The sequence below is a fragment of the Chelatococcus reniformis genome, from assembly GCF_014640075.1.
Lineage (GTDB): Bacteria > Pseudomonadota > Alphaproteobacteria > Rhizobiales > Beijerinckiaceae > Camelimonas > Camelimonas reniformis.
Genome location: NZ_BMGG01000006.1, coordinates 21632 through 37642 on the forward strand (window position 1 = coordinate 21632; position 16011 = coordinate 37642).

At 69.0% G+C, this 16011-nt stretch carries 7 protein-coding genes and 1 pseudogene; 5 read left to right on the forward strand and 3 right to left on the reverse strand.

Annotated elements, in window-relative coordinates:
* Window positions 1-91: 91 nt before the first annotated feature.
* From IEW34_RS16555 to IEW34_RS16575, 5 genes are all read left to right on the forward strand, one after another.
* Window positions 92-1621, forward strand: coding sequence for an ABC transporter substrate-binding protein (locus tag IEW34_RS16555; protein ID WP_244642035.1), 1530 nt, complete (start codon window positions 92-94; stop codon window positions 1619-1621).
* Window positions 1622-1723: 102 nt separating this feature from the next.
* Entirely contained in the window at window positions 1724-2647 is a 924-nt protein-coding gene (locus tag IEW34_RS16560) for an ABC transporter permease (protein ID WP_188610333.1), read from the forward strand.
* Window positions 2644-3576, forward strand: coding sequence for an ABC transporter permease (locus IEW34_RS16565; RefSeq protein ID WP_188610334.1), 933 nt, complete (start codon window positions 2644-2646; stop codon window positions 3574-3576). The genes IEW34_RS16560 and IEW34_RS16565 overlap by 4 nt, the downstream gene beginning before the upstream one ends.
* Before the next feature lies 1 nt (window position 3577).
* Window positions 3578-4558: an ABC transporter ATP-binding protein gene (locus tag IEW34_RS16570; RefSeq protein ID WP_244642077.1), complete on the forward strand. Its 981-nt coding sequence runs from the start codon at window positions 3578-3580 to the stop codon at window positions 4556-4558.
* Complete coding sequence (locus tag IEW34_RS16575; RefSeq protein ID WP_188610336.1) at window positions 4546-5403, forward strand: ATP-binding cassette domain-containing protein; 858 nt, start codon at window positions 4546-4548, stop codon at window positions 5401-5403. The genes IEW34_RS16570 and IEW34_RS16575 overlap by 13 nt, the downstream gene beginning before the upstream one ends.
* Window positions 5404-5559: 156 nt before the next feature.
* Here IEW34_RS16575 and IEW34_RS30585 read toward each other — a convergent pair.
* From IEW34_RS30585 to IEW34_RS16585, 3 genes and pseudogenes are all read right to left on the reverse strand, one after another.
* A pseudogene (locus tag IEW34_RS30585) lies at window positions 5560-5676 on the reverse strand (P-type conjugative transfer ATPase TrbB); the annotation flags it as partial.
* A gap of 206 nt (window positions 5677-5882) precedes the next feature.
* Window positions 5883-13964 carry a non-ribosomal peptide synthetase/type I polyketide synthase gene (locus IEW34_RS16580; RefSeq protein ID WP_188610337.1) on the reverse strand — a complete coding sequence of 2694 codons (8082 nt, stop codon included), beginning with the start codon at window positions 13962-13964 and terminating at the stop codon, window positions 5883-5885.
* Window positions 13961-15832 (reverse strand): amino acid adenylation domain-containing protein, encoded by a 1872-nt coding sequence (locus IEW34_RS16585; RefSeq protein WP_188610338.1) that lies wholly within the window; start codon window positions 15830-15832, stop codon window positions 13961-13963. The genes IEW34_RS16580 and IEW34_RS16585 overlap by 4 nt, the downstream gene beginning before the upstream one ends.
* Window positions 15833-16011 lie beyond the last annotated feature (179 nt).

Genomic DNA, 16011 nt, shown 5'->3' on the forward strand with positions numbered 1-16011 from the left:
AGGCGGCGCTGCAGACGACACGACGACCACAACGAAGGGCGGCCGGGGCCAACCGGCGCCCGCATCAGGAAACCAAGAGGAGAGCCATTCCATGAAGCGCAGGCAGCTTCTCCAGTCGGCCGCCGTGATGGCCGCCGGAGCCATGCTTCCCAGGAGCGCCTGGGCGAACAAGGCCGCCGATACGCTGAACGTGCCGCTGACCTTCGGCATCGAGAACATCGACCGCTACTACAACAGCGTCGTCGACGGCGGCATCCTGGCCCGGCACATCTGGGACACGCTGATCTATCGCGACCCCGTGACCTTCGCCTACAAGCCGGCGCTCGCCACGGCCTGGCGCTGGACCGACGACAAGACGCTGGAGTTCGACCTGCGCCAGGGCGTCAAGTTTCACAACGGCGACGACTTCAGCGCCGACGACGTGATCTTCACGCTGAATTTTGTCTCGAATCCCGCCAACAAGGCCACCGGCCAGGACAACGTCAACTTCATCGAGAAGGCCGAGAAGCTCTCCGACTACAAGGTGCGCGTGCAGCTGAAGCACTCCTTCCCGCCGGCGCTCGAATATGTCTCCGGCGAGTGGCCCATCTACCCAGGCAAATACTACGAGCGCGTCGGGCCGCGCGGCATGGGCGAGAAGCCGGTCGGCACCGGCCCCTATCGCGTGGTTTCGCTGGTGCCGTCGCGCGAATTCGTGCTCGAGCGCTTCGACGAGCACTATAAGGACAGCCCGAAGCTGGAGAAGGGCGGCAACATCCCCCGCATCAAGGCCCGGCTGCTGCCGGATATGGCGACGCAGGTGGCCGAGCTGCTCGGCGGCGGCATCGACTGGATGTGGTACGTGCCGGCCGACCAGGCCGAGCAACTGGCGCAGATGCCGAACCTCACCGTGGTCAACGAGGAGGTCTTCCGCACCGGCTCGCTGGTCATCGACGCCACCGGCCGCAGCGGCGTGCCGGCGCTGAAGGACAAGCGGGTGCGCAAGGCCATCGCCTATGCGATCAACCGCCAGGAAATGATCGACAACCTGGTGAAGGGCAAGTCGAAGCGCCTCGACGTGCCGTGCTACCCGACCCAGTTCGGCTGCAACGCTGCCAAGGCCGTGGTCTATGACTTCAATGTCCAGAAGGCCAAGGACCTGATGAAGGAGGCTGGCTTCGCCGACGGCTTCAGCGTCGACATGTACGCCTGGCGCAGCCGCGAATGGTCGGAGGCCATCGTCGCCTATCTCGCCGCCATCGGCATCCGTGTGAACCTGCAGCAGATGGACTATTTCGCCATCCGCGACCTGATGCGCTCCGGCAAGACGCCGATCACCTTCATCGACGACGGCTACTACCGGCTGAACGATTCCGCCACCATCTGGCAGCGCTTCTTCGCCAAGGCGCCGGACGACCAGGCCCATGACGACGAAGTGAAGGCGTGGGTCGAGGCGGCCGCCCGCATCAACGACCCGGCCAAGCGCCAGGAGTTCTACGACCGCATCATCGCCAAGGTGACGGACGAGGCCTACTGGGCGCCGCTGTTCACCTTCTCCACCAACTATGCCTTCACCAAGGATCTCGCCTTCACGCCGAACATCGACGAGATGCCGCGCTGGTATAATGCGCGCTGGACGTAAGCAACGCACGTACAGAGCGTGATCGAGACAGACGTGGAGCAGGATGGTTCGAAGCTGAATCATCTCGCTCCGGATGCCTGAGGGGAAGGACGGCGACCGGTCATGGCGCGCTATCTTGTGCAGAGGCTGCTGCTGGCGCTCGGCGTGATCGTCTTCGTGTCGGCGCTCACCTTCGCCCTGACGGAGGCGACCGTCGATCCGGCGCTCGCCGTCGCGGGTGAGGGCGCGACCGAGGAGGCCATCCAGCAGATCCGCCGGCAGTACGGCTTCGACCGCCCCCTCGTCGAACGCTACCTCGGCTGGCTCGGCGGCATCGCCTCCGGCGATCTCGGCGAGTCCTACCGCATGCGCCGGCCCGTCGCCGACATCATCGGCGAGCATCTGCCGGTAACCTTGAAGCTCGGCTTCCTCAGCCTGGCCTTCGCCATCCTCGTCGCCATCCCCCTGGGGGTGCTGGCGGCGGTGAGGCAGAACACCTGGATCGACCGCTTCGCCCTCTCGGTCTCGGTCATCGGCCAGGCCCTGCCCAACTTCCTGTTCGCGCTCCTGCTCATCATCGTCTTCGGCGTCAACCTACGCTGGCTGCCGATCTCCGGCTCCGGCACCTGGCAGCATTTCGTCATGCCGACCATCGCGCTCGGCTACTATGCCATGCCCGCGCTGATGCGCCTCACCCGCTCGGGCATGATCGAGGCGCTGGAGGCCGATTACGTGCGCACGGCGCTGGCCAAGGGCCTGTCGCCAGGCACGGTGGTCTTCCGCCACGCGCTGCAGAACGCCATCCTGCCGGTGGTCTCGCTTGGCGCGGTGCAGTTCGGCTTCATGTTGGGCGGCTCGGTCATCATCGAGGTGGTGTTCGGCCTCAACGGCCTCGGCTATCTCGCCCGCGAATCCATCCGCCGCGCCGACCTGCCGGTGGTCCAGTCCATCGTCCTGCTGATCTCGTTCTTCTACGTGGTGCTGATCCTACTCGCCGACGTCCTCAACGGCCTGCTCGATCCGCGCATCAGGAGCACCGGCGCATGAACGATGCCACCGCCACCGCCGCGCCGGCCCCTGCCGCCCCGGAATCGCCCACGGCGGCCACGCTGCACCGCATGCGGCGCCACAAGGGCTTCATGATCGGCGCCGGCATCCTCGCCGTCATGGTGCTGGTGGGACTACTGGCGCCGCTGCTCGCCCCGCACGACCCCTACCTGCAGAGCCTGGCCAAGCGGCGCATCCCGCCGATCTGGCATGCCTGGTTCTACGGCAGCCCGCGCGCCACCACGCTGCACCTGCTGGGGACCGACCAACTCGGCCGCGACTATCTCAGCCGCATGCTCTATGGCGCCCGCATCTCGCTTGCCATCGGCCTCTCCACCGCCCTTATCTCGGCCGTCATCGGCACGGCGCTCGGCATGCTGGCGGGCTACTTTCGCGGACACGTCGATGCGGTCGTCAGCTTCCTCATCTCGGCCCGGCTCTGCGTGCCCCTGATCCTCGTGGCACTCACCGTCGTGGCCCTGGTCGGCAGCTCGCTGATGACGCTGATCCTGGTGCTCGGGCTCCTGCTGTGGGATCGCTTCGCGGTGATCACCCGCACCGCCACCATGCAACTCGCCAACGCCGATTTCGTCCTGGCGTCACGGGCGGCGGGGTCGTCGTGGCTGCGCATCCTCGCTAGCGAGATCTTCCCCAACCTCGCCAATGCCTGGATCGTCGTGCTGACCCTGGAGATGGCCAACGCCATCGTCATCGAGGCGGCCCTGTCCTTCCTCGGGCTCGGCGTGCAGGCGCCGCTGCCGTCCTGGGGGCTGATGCTGGCCGAAGGCCGCAACGACATGTTCTTCAACCCGTGGATCATCGCCATCCCCGGGGCGGCGCTGTTCGCGCTGGTGCTGGCCATCAACCTGCTGGGCGACGGGCTGCGCGACGTGACCGCGCCGGAAGGGCGGGGAGGCGCGCTTGCTTGACGTGGCCAACCTCAGCGTGACCATCGCCGGACGAGGAGGCGCCATACGCCCGGTGCGCGACTTGTCGTTCAGCGTGGCGCGCGGCGAGACCTTCTGCATCGTCGGCGAATCCGGCTGCGGCAAGTCGATGACGTCGCTGGCGCTGATGGGCCTGCTGCCCCGCGCCGCCGCCCGCTCGGCCACGCGGCTGGCGCTCGACGGCACGGATCTGCGATCGCTGCCGCGCCGGGCCATGGCCGACATCCGCGGCAACCGCATGGCCATGATCTTCCAGGAGCCGATGACCTCGCTGAACCCGGTGCACACCATCGGCAGCCAGTTGCGCGAGGTGTGGTACCGCCACCGCGGCCGGAACCGCGCGGCGGGGGAGGCGCGGGCGCTGTGGCTGCTCGACCGGGTCGGCATGTCCTCGCCGCGCGAGCGGCTGGCGCAATACCCGCACGAACTCTCCGGCGGCCTGCGCCAGCGCGTGATGATCGCCATGGCGCTGATGTGCGAGCCGGCGTTGCTCATCGCCGACGAGCCGACGACCGCCCTCGACGTCACCATCCAGGCGCAGATCCTCTCCCTGCTGCGCTCACTCCAGGACGAACTCGGCCTCGCCATGATCTTCATCACCCACGACCTCGGCGTCGTCTCGCGCATCGCCGACCGGGTGGCGGTAATGTATGCCGGCCGCATCGTCGAGACGGCCGCCACCGCCGACATCTTCCGCCGCCCGGCCCATCCCTATACGCGCGGACTGCTTGAGTGCATCCCAGTGCCGGGGCGCATCGCCCGGCGCCAGCCGCTTCCGGCCATTCCCGGGCAGGTGCCCTCCCCCGCTCAGGACATCGCCGGCTGCGCCTTCGCCAACCGCTGCGACCAGGTACGGGACGCCTGCGCGACGGCCCGCCCGCCCGAGGCCGGTGTGGCCGCCGGCCATCTCGTCCAGTGCGTGCTCTATGGCCAGGCGGGGAGCGAGCTGTCATGCCCGTCGTGAGCGAGGGCCCCGCGCACGGCCATGCACCGGCACTGGAAGTGCGCGGCATCGTCAAGACCTATCGGCTGCGCGGCGCGCTGTTCCAGCCCAAGCGCACCCTGACGGCGCTCGGCAGCGTCGACCTGGCGGTGCAGCGGGGCGAATCGGTCGGCATCGTCGGCGAATCCGGCTGCGGCAAGTCCACCCTCGCCAAGATCATGCTCGGCCTGCTGGCGCCGGACAGCGGCGAAGTGCTGATGAACGGCCGGCCCCTCGCCGCCATGGGCCGGCTGGAGATCGGCCGCCATGTCCAGCCGATCCTCCAGGATCCCTATTCCTCGCTCAATCCGCGCAAGTGCCTCGGCGACATCATCGCCCTGCCGCTGGTGCTGCACAGCGGCAAGACCAAGACCGAGATCCGCGAGGAGGTGCTGGCCATGCTGGAGACGGTGGGACTGTCGCGTGGTTACGCGCAACGATATCCCAACCAGCTCTCCGGCGGGCAGCGCCAGCGGGTCGCCATCGCCCGCGCGCTCATCCTCAAGCCGAGCCTGGTCATCTGCGACGAGCCCACATCGGCGCTCGACGTCTCGGTGCAGGCGCAGATCATCAACCTGCTGATCGATCTGCAAAACCGGCTGGGGCTGGCTTATGTCTTCATCAGCCACAACCTCGCCGTCGTCGAACATCTGTGCACGCGCGTCGCGGTCATGCAGACGGGCCAGATCGTGGAAGAAGCCGATACAGACCGGCTCTTCCGCCGGCCGCAGCATCCGTATACGCGCACGCTGCTCGATGCCGCAATGACGCAGGTCGGCAGGGATGGTGCGTGCGCAGCGGCCCCGGCGCAGACGTCGCCGGCCTGACGTCGAGCGCCGCGCCCGCCCACCGCGGCTTTGCTCTCCTCGCCCTCAGAGCACGTCTACCCTTGGCTCAACGTCGACGAGAATGTGGCCGGTATCGCGGTCCCGGAGGAACCTCACGGCAAGGCTCTACACGACGTCAACACCCCCCGCCGTTCACCGATCAACCCACAGGCGTCCGTCCGCGTTGATGATCGTCTCGCCGCCGGAGAGGGCGTCCATGAAACGTGCGATCGCCGGTCCGAGCGCAGTGCGCTTCTCTGGCTGCCCTTCCAGCCAAATGTCCGCAAGGGCTGTGTTCCGTCGGTAGTGAACGCCCCGTGCCCACCGAGAACCGTATCATCGTCCAGGTCGAGTAGTCGCCTCTGGCCCTCCGATCGGCCGCGGCTCGATCCTGCGTGGATGGCCAGAAGCACCGCCGCGGCGTTGACGCGTACGAGACGCCTCACGCGGCACTGCCGAGGGTCTCCGGCATACGCCGATCATCCGACCCTCGCCATCGGGTGCACGTTGTCACGCCGGAAGCTGCTGAGCGACGGCGGAACCGGAAAGGCCTCGTCGTTCTCGGTCATCGCGTCGGCCACGCGGGCAAGCTCCGCTACCGTCGGGTGCCGGATCAGGTGCTTGGCCTCGAGGCCGAGGCCCTGGTCCAGCATACGTGCTGCGATCCTGAAGACGTGGATCGAATCGGCGCCGAGCATGAACAGATTATCTTCGACGCCAACGTCGTCGATCTGCAAGACGTCGCCCCAAATGCCCGCCAGGATTCGTTCCGTAGCATTGCGGGGCGCGACCGGTGTACGAATGTCACGCGGACGGGCTACCTCCGGCTTGGGCAGGGCCTTGCGATCGAGCTTGCCATTGGGTGTCAGCGGCAGAGCGTCCAGACGCACCCACTGCGCCGGCAGCATATAGTCCGGAAGGCGCTTGCTCAGGTGGGCCTGCAACTGGGCGATGTCCGCCATCGATCCCGGCTGTCCCACGTAGTAGCCGACGAGCCGCGTGGTCGAGCCTTCGCCGACAAGGCCCACCGCGGCCGCCGCGACCCCGGAGCAGTCCCGCGCGACACACTCGATGTCTTCAAGCTCGATGCGGAAGCCGCGCAACTTGATCTGAAGGTCGCGCCGGCCGAGGTGCTGGATGCGCCCGTCGGGCAACCGCCGCGCCAAATCACCGGTGTGGTAGAACAGACGCGGGAAGCCGCCGGCGATCGTCTCCTCGCGGAAAGCCGCCGCGGTCAGCTGCGGCTGGCCGAAATAACCATTCGCCAGCCCCTGGCCACCGATGATGAGCTCGCCTGGCACGCCGATGGGGGCGACCTGGCCGCTGGCGTCGAGCACGTGCAGCTCGGTGTTCAGCACGGGATCACCGATGGTGATCGGGCCGTCGTCGAGCACGACGCGTCCGGCGCTCGACCAGATCGTCGTCTCCGTCGGGCCATAGACGTTCCACAGCTCCCCCGCCCCGCTCCCGAGCTGCTCGGCCAGATCGCGCGGAAGCGGCTCGCCGCCGCAGAGCATGCGCAGCCCCTCGTACGGCCTGAAGCCGGCTTCCAGCAGCATGCGCCAAAGCGACGGCGTGGCTTGGATATGCGTCGGCCGCAGCCGGTCGATGGAGCCGGCCAGCCCAAAGCCGCTGCGCACCTCCTCCCGATCGGCGATCACGACGGTCCCGCCGGTGATCAACGGCAGGAACAGCTCGAGGAGGGCAATGTCGAACGTCACCGTGGTCACGGCCAACAACGTGTCGCCCGCCGTGAACCCGGGCCGCGCGGCAAACGACCACAGCAGGTTGGCGAGAGCGAGGTGGCTGACCTCCACCCCCTTCGGCGCGCCCGTCGAGCCCGACGTGAAGATGACGTAGGCGGAGTCGGCGGGCCGCACCGCCGGCAGATCGATCGGGCGCAGCTGCATATGGCTGCCGGCAGCCATGGCAAGATCCACGAGCGGCAGGCCCGGCGCGAGCGCACCGTGGCGGGCATCGTCGGTGACGATGGCGGCCAGGCCTGCATTGTCGGCGATCAGCCGCAGCCGTGCCTCCGGATGGTCCGGGTCGAGCGGTACGAAGGCGTGACCGGCCTTCATGATCCCGACGAGGCCGACCATGAGGTCGAGCGAGCGCTTGGCGAGGATCGCGACGCGGCTGCCGGCCTGCGGCACCAGCTCACGCAGGCGCTTGGCCAGCGTGTCCGATGCCCGATCGAGCTCCCAGTAGGTGAGCGACCGATCGCGCCATTGCACGGCCTTGGCATCGGGCGTGCGCCTGGCTTGGGCGTGGACGAGCTCGGGCAGCGCGCGCAGATCGAGCGCCTCGCGGACGGTGTCGTTGAGCTCCCTGGTCAACCAGCCGAGCGTGGCGGCGTTGTCGATGGCGACATCGCGAACGTGCTGTGCAGCATCCTCGGCCAAGGACCGCAGCGCCTGCTCGAAATGTCCGAGCCAACGCGCAATCGTCGCAGCGTCAAACAGATCGGTGTTGTAGTCGCAGTCGAGGCGCAGCCCGTCGGGGCCCTCGATTACGTTGAGGAACAGATCGAAATTGGTGAAGGCCTTGGCATTGGGCGCCACGCGAGCAGTCGCGTCGCCGAATTTCAGCGCATCGCCAAGCCGCTCCAGGTTGAATTGCACTTGGGTGAGCGGCAGTCGCGCCGGCTGGCGGGCGATGTCGAGCTTGCGCACCAACGTGCCGAACGTGAAATCCTGGTGCTCGTTGAGGTCCACCATCGCCCGCTGCACGGATTTGAGCAGGTCGCCTGCCGGCGCATTTGGATCGATTTGCGTCCTGAGCGGCAGGAAGTTGACGCAGTGACCGACGAGGGGACCGCCGTCCACCAGGCTTTGTCCGGCCGTTGGGATGGCGACCACCTGATCGCTCTCGCCGGTCAGGTGCCACATCACGATCTGAAAGGCGCTGGCGAGGGTCGTGAACAGCGTCGCCCCCTGACGAGCTCCCGCCTTCTTGACCGTGCGATAGAGCTCAGCGTCGATCTCGGCCCGGTAGGTATCGCCCTTGTAAGTCCTCATCGCGGCGCGGGGCCGGTCCGAGGGCAGCTCGGCGTCCGGCGGCAGGCGCTCGAACCGCTTCAACCAGTAGGTTTCACTCGCTGTCGGCGCCGTGCCCCCCCGCGCCTGGCCGAGGGCGTAGCGGCGGAACGGCAGCGCCGGCTCCAGCACCGGCAGCGCCGCCCCGCGCTCCGCCTCGTAGAGGTGCGCCAGCTCCTGGAGGATGATGTTCATCGACCAGCCGTCGCACACGATATGGTGGGCCGTCAGCACCAGCACGTGGCGCTTCGGCGCCAGCGCCACGAGCGTGGCGCGCACGAGCGGCCCGTCGATCAGATCGAACGGTGTAGCCGCATCCGCCGCCAGGATAGCCGCCAGCTCGGCCTCTGCGTCACTCGCCGCGCCGTCGCCTCGCTGCTCGATCGTAACCTTCAGGTCGGGATCGACCACGAACATCTCACCGGTTCGCTCGAAGCGACCGCGCAGCGCGTCGTGCCGCGACACCACTTCGTCGAGCGCGCGCTGCAGGGCCGCGGCATCCAATGCCCCGTCGAACCGGATGCTGACCGATTCGTTGAACGCGCACGAGATCTCGTCGCCGCCCTGGGCCGCCAGCCAGATCTCGCGCTGCGGCTCGGTCGGAGCGACCTCGTCCGGCAGCGGTCGCTCGGCCGGCGCGGCCGCAATCGTCGCCGCTGGCGCAAGGGGGGCGTCGGCGAGGATGCCCGCCGCCTGAAGCGCATCGAGGCTCTGCGAAAAGATGCGGGCGATGGTCTCGATCTCCTCGTCGCCGTGAGCCGTCGTCAGGAAGGCGGGGAAGCCGTCCTGGATATGCAGGCCGAGCGACCGCGCCTGCTGGAAGAACAGGCCGCCGAGACGATCCTCGTCGTTGAAGTTCAGGTAGAACCAGCTGCTGTAGGTCTCGGCCCGGCTGGTGATGCCGCGCCGCTCCAGGTCCGCGTTGATGCGGGCGACGAGGCGGCCGGTACGCGCCGCCAGTTGCTGCTGGAGCGCCGGCCCGGCGTCGCGCAGGTGCAGCAGCACGGCACGGGCGGCGGCCAGCGCCAGCGGGTGGCGCACGAAGGTGCCGGCGAAGAAGGTCGGCGCGACCTCGGGAACGGAATCGTCGCCGTAGCGCCATTGGCCGCCGTCGAGCGCATCCATGAAGCGCGCCGAGCCGGCCAGCACGCCGATGGGCAGGCCTCCGCCGACGACCTTGCCGTAGGTCGCAAGGTCCGCCTTCAGGCCGAGCACGGCCTGCATGCCGCCCGGATGGGTGCGGAAGCCCGTCACCACCTCGTCCAGGACGAATGCGGTACCGGACTGCTCCGTGACGGTGCGCAGCTCGCGCAGGAATTCGATGGGCAGCAGCCCGGGATGGCGGCTCTGCACCGGTTCGGTGATGACCGCCGCGATCGAGTCCGCGTTGGCCTTGATCCACTCAAGGCTGTCGGGCGCGGCGTAGGGCAGCACGACCATATTGCCGACCGAGCCGCGCGGGATACCCGGCGCCACGGGCAGAGCGCGAGGCGGCGCCGTACGGCCGCCGCCCTTCACCAGCACTTCGTCGAACTGGCCATGGTAGCCACCGCCGAACAGCACGACGCGGTCACGGCCCGTGACGGTGCGGGCGATGCGCATCGCCGCCATCACGGCCTCGGACCCGGTGTTGCAGAAGGTGACGCGCTCGTTGCCGGTGAGTTCGCAGAGCAGCTCGGCCACCTCTCCTGCCAGCGGCGATTGTGGGCCGATGGCGAAGCCCTCGCCCATCTGCGCCGCCACGGCATCGAGGACGAAGTCCGGCGCGTGACCGAAGGCGGTCTGGCCGTAGCCGTTGACCAGATCGATGTACTCGTTGCCGTCCACGTCCCAGAACCGGGCTCCCTTCGAGCGGGCGCAGACGATCGGAAATACGAGCTCCTTCCACTCGGCGCGAAAGCCGGCGGCGGCGCGCGGATCGGCCAGTGCGGCGCGATGCGTCTGGGTGTAGGCCTTGGAGCCCGCGGCCCGGCCGCTCAGCCGGCGCGCCAAGTCCTCGATGAAGTCCTGCTGCACGGGGCTCAGGGCGGCGGCCGCCGCCTTGCCCGGCCGATAGACCTGGAAGCGCGAGCCGGCGTCGGCCGTTGTCAGAGATGCCTCGGCCAGCTGCGCCTCGGTGGAGGACGGCTCGGCGGAGGTCGGCACGGCTGCGATCGCCGCGAGAGGTCCTCCGGCCGAGGACGGCTGCACCGCCGCGACCGCCGCGACCGCCGCGACCGCCGGTCGAGCCACCGTGGCGCTGGCAGAGCCGGCGGCCCCGTCGAGGCCCGCGCCCGCTCCTTGCAGAACGGCGATCTGCTGGCTGATGACCTGCTGCATCGCGCCGAGCTGCTGGCGAAACAGATCGGCGATTCCTCCTGCTGGCTCCGCCGCCGTCGCAAGGACCACGGGCGCCGGCGGTAGGGCGACGGGCTGAGCCTGCGCCGGCGCGGCGGCCGGAGCTTGCGTGGGCGTTGCTTGCCGAGCTGGTGCGGGCGCCACGACCGCTGCGGCGCGCGGCGGCAGGTGCGGGGCGAGGTAGGCGCCAAGGGCGGCGATGGACGGCAGATCGCCAAGCAGCTGCCGGAACGTCAGCGGCACCTTGAACGTCTGCTGTACGCGTGTCGCGACCTGGGCGAGAAACAGGGAATCGAAGCCGAGCTCCAGAAACGACGCATGGTGATCGTCGTCGGCGATCGGCTCGCCTGAGAGATCCTCGAGAATGGCGACGATCTCGGCCGCAAGACCGGTGTCTGCGATGGTGATAGGCGCAGGCGACGGCTCGGCCTGATCGGACATGGAGGGCGTTCCTTCTGTGCTGTTCGTATTGATCTCTGCAGACGGCTGCTGCACCGCAGCGGGCGGCTCGATCCAATGCCGCTGGCGCTGAAACCGGTAGGTGGGCAGGGAGACGCGGCGACGGCCGGTGCCGGTCAGCGCGTTCCAATCGGGCTCGCTGCCGTGGGCCCAGAGAGCGCCTACTGCGTCGCGCACCGCAATGACGTCGTCGCCGTCCGCCGGCAACGTCGTGAGGATGGCGGCATACTGCTCCTTACGGAGCGATTGCCGGGCCAGCGTGGCCAGCGTCTGGCCCGGACCGACCTCGAGCAGAATGGGCCTGTCGAGCTCCCCCAGCGTCGCCATCGCCCGGCCGAAGACCACCGCCGCCCGGCACTGGCGGCCCCAATAGTCGGGGGCGCCGGCCTCGGCATCGGTGATCCAGGTCCCGCTCACACTGGACACGTAGGGAATGGCAGGGCGCTCCGCCGGCATGGCGGCGAAGCGCTGGCGAAGCGGCTCGACCACCGGCTCCATCATGGCGGAGTGGAACGCGTGCGTCGTTCGTAGCTGCCGGCAGGCGATCCCGCGGCCGGCCAGCGACGCCTCCAAGGCCCCGATCGCCTCGCTGCTGCCGGCCGCGACGCTGTGCTTCGGCCCGTTGGCGGCGGCAATGTCCGCGCCCGGCGGCAGCAGCGCCGCGAGCTCATCGGCCGCCAGTCTGACCGACAGCATGACGCCGCGGGGCTGCGCCTGCATCAGGCGGCCGCGATCGGCGATCGCTCGCGCGGCGTCCTCATAGCTGAACACGCCCGCGATCGTGGCCGCCACGAGCTCGCCGATGCTGTGGCCGACCATGGCGTCCGGCTTGAGGCCCCAGCTCATCAGCAGGCGGGCGGTAGCGTGCTCGATCAGGAACAACGCCGGCTGGGTGTTCGCCGTGGCGTCGAGCGGATCGTCGTCGCCCACCGCGGCATCCGAGAACATCAGTTCACGTACGTCCGCCCCGGTCACCTCGGCCACGCAGGCCGCCCCCCGGTCGACGAAGTGGCGAAACAGCGCCTCGGACTCGTAAAGCCCCCGTCCCATGTTCCTTGCCTGCGCGCCCTGACCGGGAAACATGAAGACCAGCGGGCGTCCCGGCTCGGCCGTGGCAGTGACGGCCTGCTCACGCAGCCGCGCCGCCAGCTCGCCAGCCGAACGGGCGGCCACCGCCGAGCGGTGGGCGAAGGCGCGACGGCCAACCTGAAGGGTGTGAGCGACGTCGCCCAACCGCACCTCGCCAGGGCGCTCCATATGATCGGCCAGCGCTGCCCGAGCGTCGATCAGCGCCTGGTCGCTCTTGCCGGAGAGCGGGAAGACGAACGCCATTCCCTCCGGGTCGGGCGTCCGCGCCGGACCGGCCGGCGCCTCCTCCATGACCACGTGCACGTTGGTGCCACCGACGCCGAGGGCACTGGTGCCGGTCCGTCGTGGCGCCGCCCCGGCCGGCCATGCCTGGAGCTCGCGATTGACGTAGAAGGGACTTGCCGCCAGATCGATGCCCGGATTTGGCCGGTCGAAGTGGAGCAGCGGGGGGATCTCGCCGTGCCGCAGCACAAGCGCCGCCTTGATCAGGCCGGTCACGCCGGCCGCGGCATCGAGATGCCCGACGTTGGCCTTGACCGAACCGAGGGCGCAGAAGCCGCTCTTGTCCGTGCTGGCGCGGAAGGCCTTGCCGAGCCCGGCGAACTCGATCGGATCGCCCAGCGGCGTGGCGGTGCCGTGAGCCTCGACGAAGCCGATCGTGTCGGCGGTGATGCCCGCCTGCTGATGCGCCAGGGCGACGACGCGCGCCTGCCAATCGACGCTCGGCGAGGTGAAGCCGACCTTGCCCGAACCGTCGTTGTTGACGGCACAGCCGCGAATGACCGCATAGACCTGGTCGCCGTCGGCGATGGCATCCTCGAGCCGTCGCAGCACGACGAGCGCAGCACCGCTGCCGAACACCGTGCCGCCGGCAGCCGCATCGAAGGGCCGGCAGCGCCCATCGGGCGACACCATGCCGCCCTCCTGGTGCAGGTAGCCGCGCTGCTGCGGAAACGAGATCGAGACGCCCCCGGCGATCGCCATGTCGCACTGGTAGGTCTGCAGGCTTTGCGCTGCCTGGGCCACGGCGAGCAGCGACGTCGAGCAAGCGCTCGCGACGGTCATGGCGGGCCCGTGCAGATCGAGCTTGTAGGCGACGCGCGTCGCGATGAAATCGTGCCCGGCGCCGACCAGCAACGGATATTGGCCAACCTGAAATTCGTTGGTGAAATCCTCGATGACGCGGCGGTCGGCGCAGACGTTGCGAAGAAAGTAGGTGTTGAGCGAGCAGCCGGCGAACACGCCGATGGCGCCTGCGAAGGTAGCGGGGTCGTGGCCTGCGTCCTCGAGCCCTTGCCACGCGCACTCCAGGAAGACGCGGTGCTGCGGGTCGGTGAGCGCAGCCTCGCGAGCGTGCATGCCGAAGAACGACGCGTCGAACGTGTCCACGTTCGTGAGGATCGGGCGGGCGGCGACGTAGCTGGCGTCGGCACGCACTTGCGAAGCGAAGCTGTCGTCGATGTCGGCGGGATCGAAGCGGGAGATGGACTCCACGCCCTGGCGCAGGTTCTGCCAGAAGGCCTCCACCGACCCCGCCCCGGGAAAGCGCCCGGCAACCCCGACGATGGCGACGGCGCCCAGGTCGAGAAGCTCGCGCGCGGCGCAGTCGTTCGGCTCCGTATCAGCCACAGTCGTCATAGTGTCCGCTCCAGGCTGCGCCGGCGAAAGCGTTGCAGCGCCGCTTGGCGGGCGGCGCCACGCACCCCCGGATCGTCGACAAGCCGGTCGCGCGCCGGCTCGTCACCGCCGAGGCGCGCCGCCAAGCTTGCTATGGTGGGGTTCTCGAACAGCGCGACCAGCGGCAGGTTCGGCAGGCCGAGCGCCCGCAGACGCGCATGCACGTTCATCAAGAGCAGCGACGTGCCGCCCAGATCGAAGAAGTTCACGTCGCGCGGCACTTGCGCCCGCCCGAGCACGGCGGCCCACACGCCGCCGACGGTGACCTCCAGCTCTGCCGTCGGGACGGCGCCGGGCGCGACGCCGACAGGTGCGTCGAGGGCCGCGGGCGCCGCCGCGGCGAGCTTCGCGCGGTCGATCTTGCCGTTCGTGGTCAGCGGAAACCCATCCACCACGCTGAAGGCCGAAGGTACCATGTAGGCCGGCAGCGCCCGCCGCAGCCGCTCTCCCAAGCCGGCGGCAGCGATATCGTCGCGGGAGCCCCCCGCGGTGGCGTTGAGGAAGGCGACAAGGCGGCGGGCCCCCGCCGGCCCCTCGCACACCACGACGGCGGCATCCGCTACGCCGGGCTCGGCGCGCAGCGCCGTCTCGATCTCCTCGATCTCGACACGCTTGCCATCGAGCTTGATCTGGCGATCCATCCGGCCGAGGAACTCGTAGGCTCCGTCCGGCCGGCGGCGAGCCAGGTCCCCGGTGAGGTAGAGCCGCTTGCCGATGGCCGGCACATGGACGAACTTGCTGGCGGTGAGTTCGGGCGCATTCAGGTAGCCGAGCGCGAGCCCGTCGCCGCCGACGCACAGCTGTCCCGGCTGGTCGGCGGCAACGGGGCGTAGATCGTCGCCCAGGAGGTGGACGGTTCCGTGGGCGATCGGCCGTCCGATGGGGATCGGGCCGTCGTCATCCGTCCCGATCGCGTGGCAGCACGAGAAGGTGGTGTTTTCGGTGGGCCCATAGCCGTTGACGAAGCGACAGTGCGGCAGCGCCTGCCGCGCGCGCTGCATGTGGGACGGCGAAAGCACGTCGCCGCCGGCGAGGATCTGGCGCAGCGGGCGCAGCCCGTCGAGCCGTTGGTCGACCAGCAGGTGAAAGAGCCCTGCGGTAAACCACGCCGTCGTGGCGCCGTAGGCGGCGATCGCCGTAACGATGTCGTCAACGGACGGCCGCGTCTCGTGCACGATTCCGAGCTTTGCGCCGTTCAGCAGCGCCCCCCAGATTTCGAACGTGCTGGCGTCGAAGGCGAGCGGCGCCAGATGAAGAAAGGTCTCGTCCGCTTCGAAGCGCGCGTAGGTTTGGCCGCGAACCAGCCGAACGATGGCGCGATGCGGCACGACCACGCCCTTCGGCCGACCGGTCGATCCCGACGTGTACATGACATAGGCGGCGTCCCCCGGCCCTCCGACGTCCGGCTGCGTATCGCCCGGCAGCGACGCGGCCTCGGCCAGCGCCTGGTCGAGGTCTATGAAGCGGCTCCCTTGCGCCGGCGCCAGAGCCGCGCGTCCGACCACGAGCGCCGGCCTCGCGTCGTCCAGCATCGCCGCGAGGCGCGCGTGGGGATAGACGGGATCGAGGGGGACGAAGGCGGCGCCGAGCTTGAGCACCGCGAGCATGGCCACGACGGCGCCGGCCGACCGCTCCGCCAGCAGAGCCACCCGGTCGCCCTGCCCGACGCCCTTGATTGCCAGGTACCGGGCCAGCCTGTTCGATAGCTGTTCGATGTCCGCGTAGCTATACTGGCGTGAACACTCGATGACCGCCGTCGCAAATGGCGTTTCCGAAGCTTGCCGAGCGAAGGCGCCGTGGACGGTCGCCTCGCGATCGAAATGATGCATGTCTGAAATCTTCTGGCAGTCGTGGAACTCGGGAACGTCGTCGGACCGGACTCGCTCCGTTCTGGTTGCAGCCAGTGTGACTTCAATCGTGACCTGGGCGCTCGATGCAAACGGCGGATCGCCGACCCTCTTTCGGCGTAGGCCGATCCGCCTTAAGAGCCGCGCGATTTCCTCGTTTG

What these genes read in the sequence shown, in the direction of transcription:
- IEW34_RS16555 (WP_244642035.1), top strand. Translation starts at nt 92, where the DNA reads ATGAAGCGCAGGCAGCTTCTCCAGTCGGCCGCCGTGATGGCCGCCGGA.
- IEW34_RS16560 (WP_188610333.1), top strand. Translation starts at nt 1,724, where the DNA reads ATGGCGCGCTATCTTGTGCAGAGGCTGCTGCTGGCGCTCGGCGTGATC.
- IEW34_RS16565 (WP_188610334.1), top strand. Translation starts at nt 2,644, where the DNA reads ATGAACGATGCCACCGCCACCGCCGCGCCGGCCCCTGCCGCCCCGGAA.
- IEW34_RS16575 (WP_188610336.1), top strand. Translation starts at nt 4,546, where the DNA reads ATGCCCGTCGTGAGCGAGGGCCCCGCGCACGGCCATGCACCGGCACTG.
- IEW34_RS16580 (WP_188610337.1), bottom strand. Translation starts at nt 13,964, where the DNA reads ATGACGACTGTGGCTGATACGGAGCCGAACGACTGCGCCGCGCGCGAG.
- IEW34_RS16585 (WP_188610338.1), bottom strand. Translation starts at nt 15,832, where the DNA reads ATGCATCATTTCGATCGCGAGGCGACCGTCCACGGCGCCTTCGCTCGG.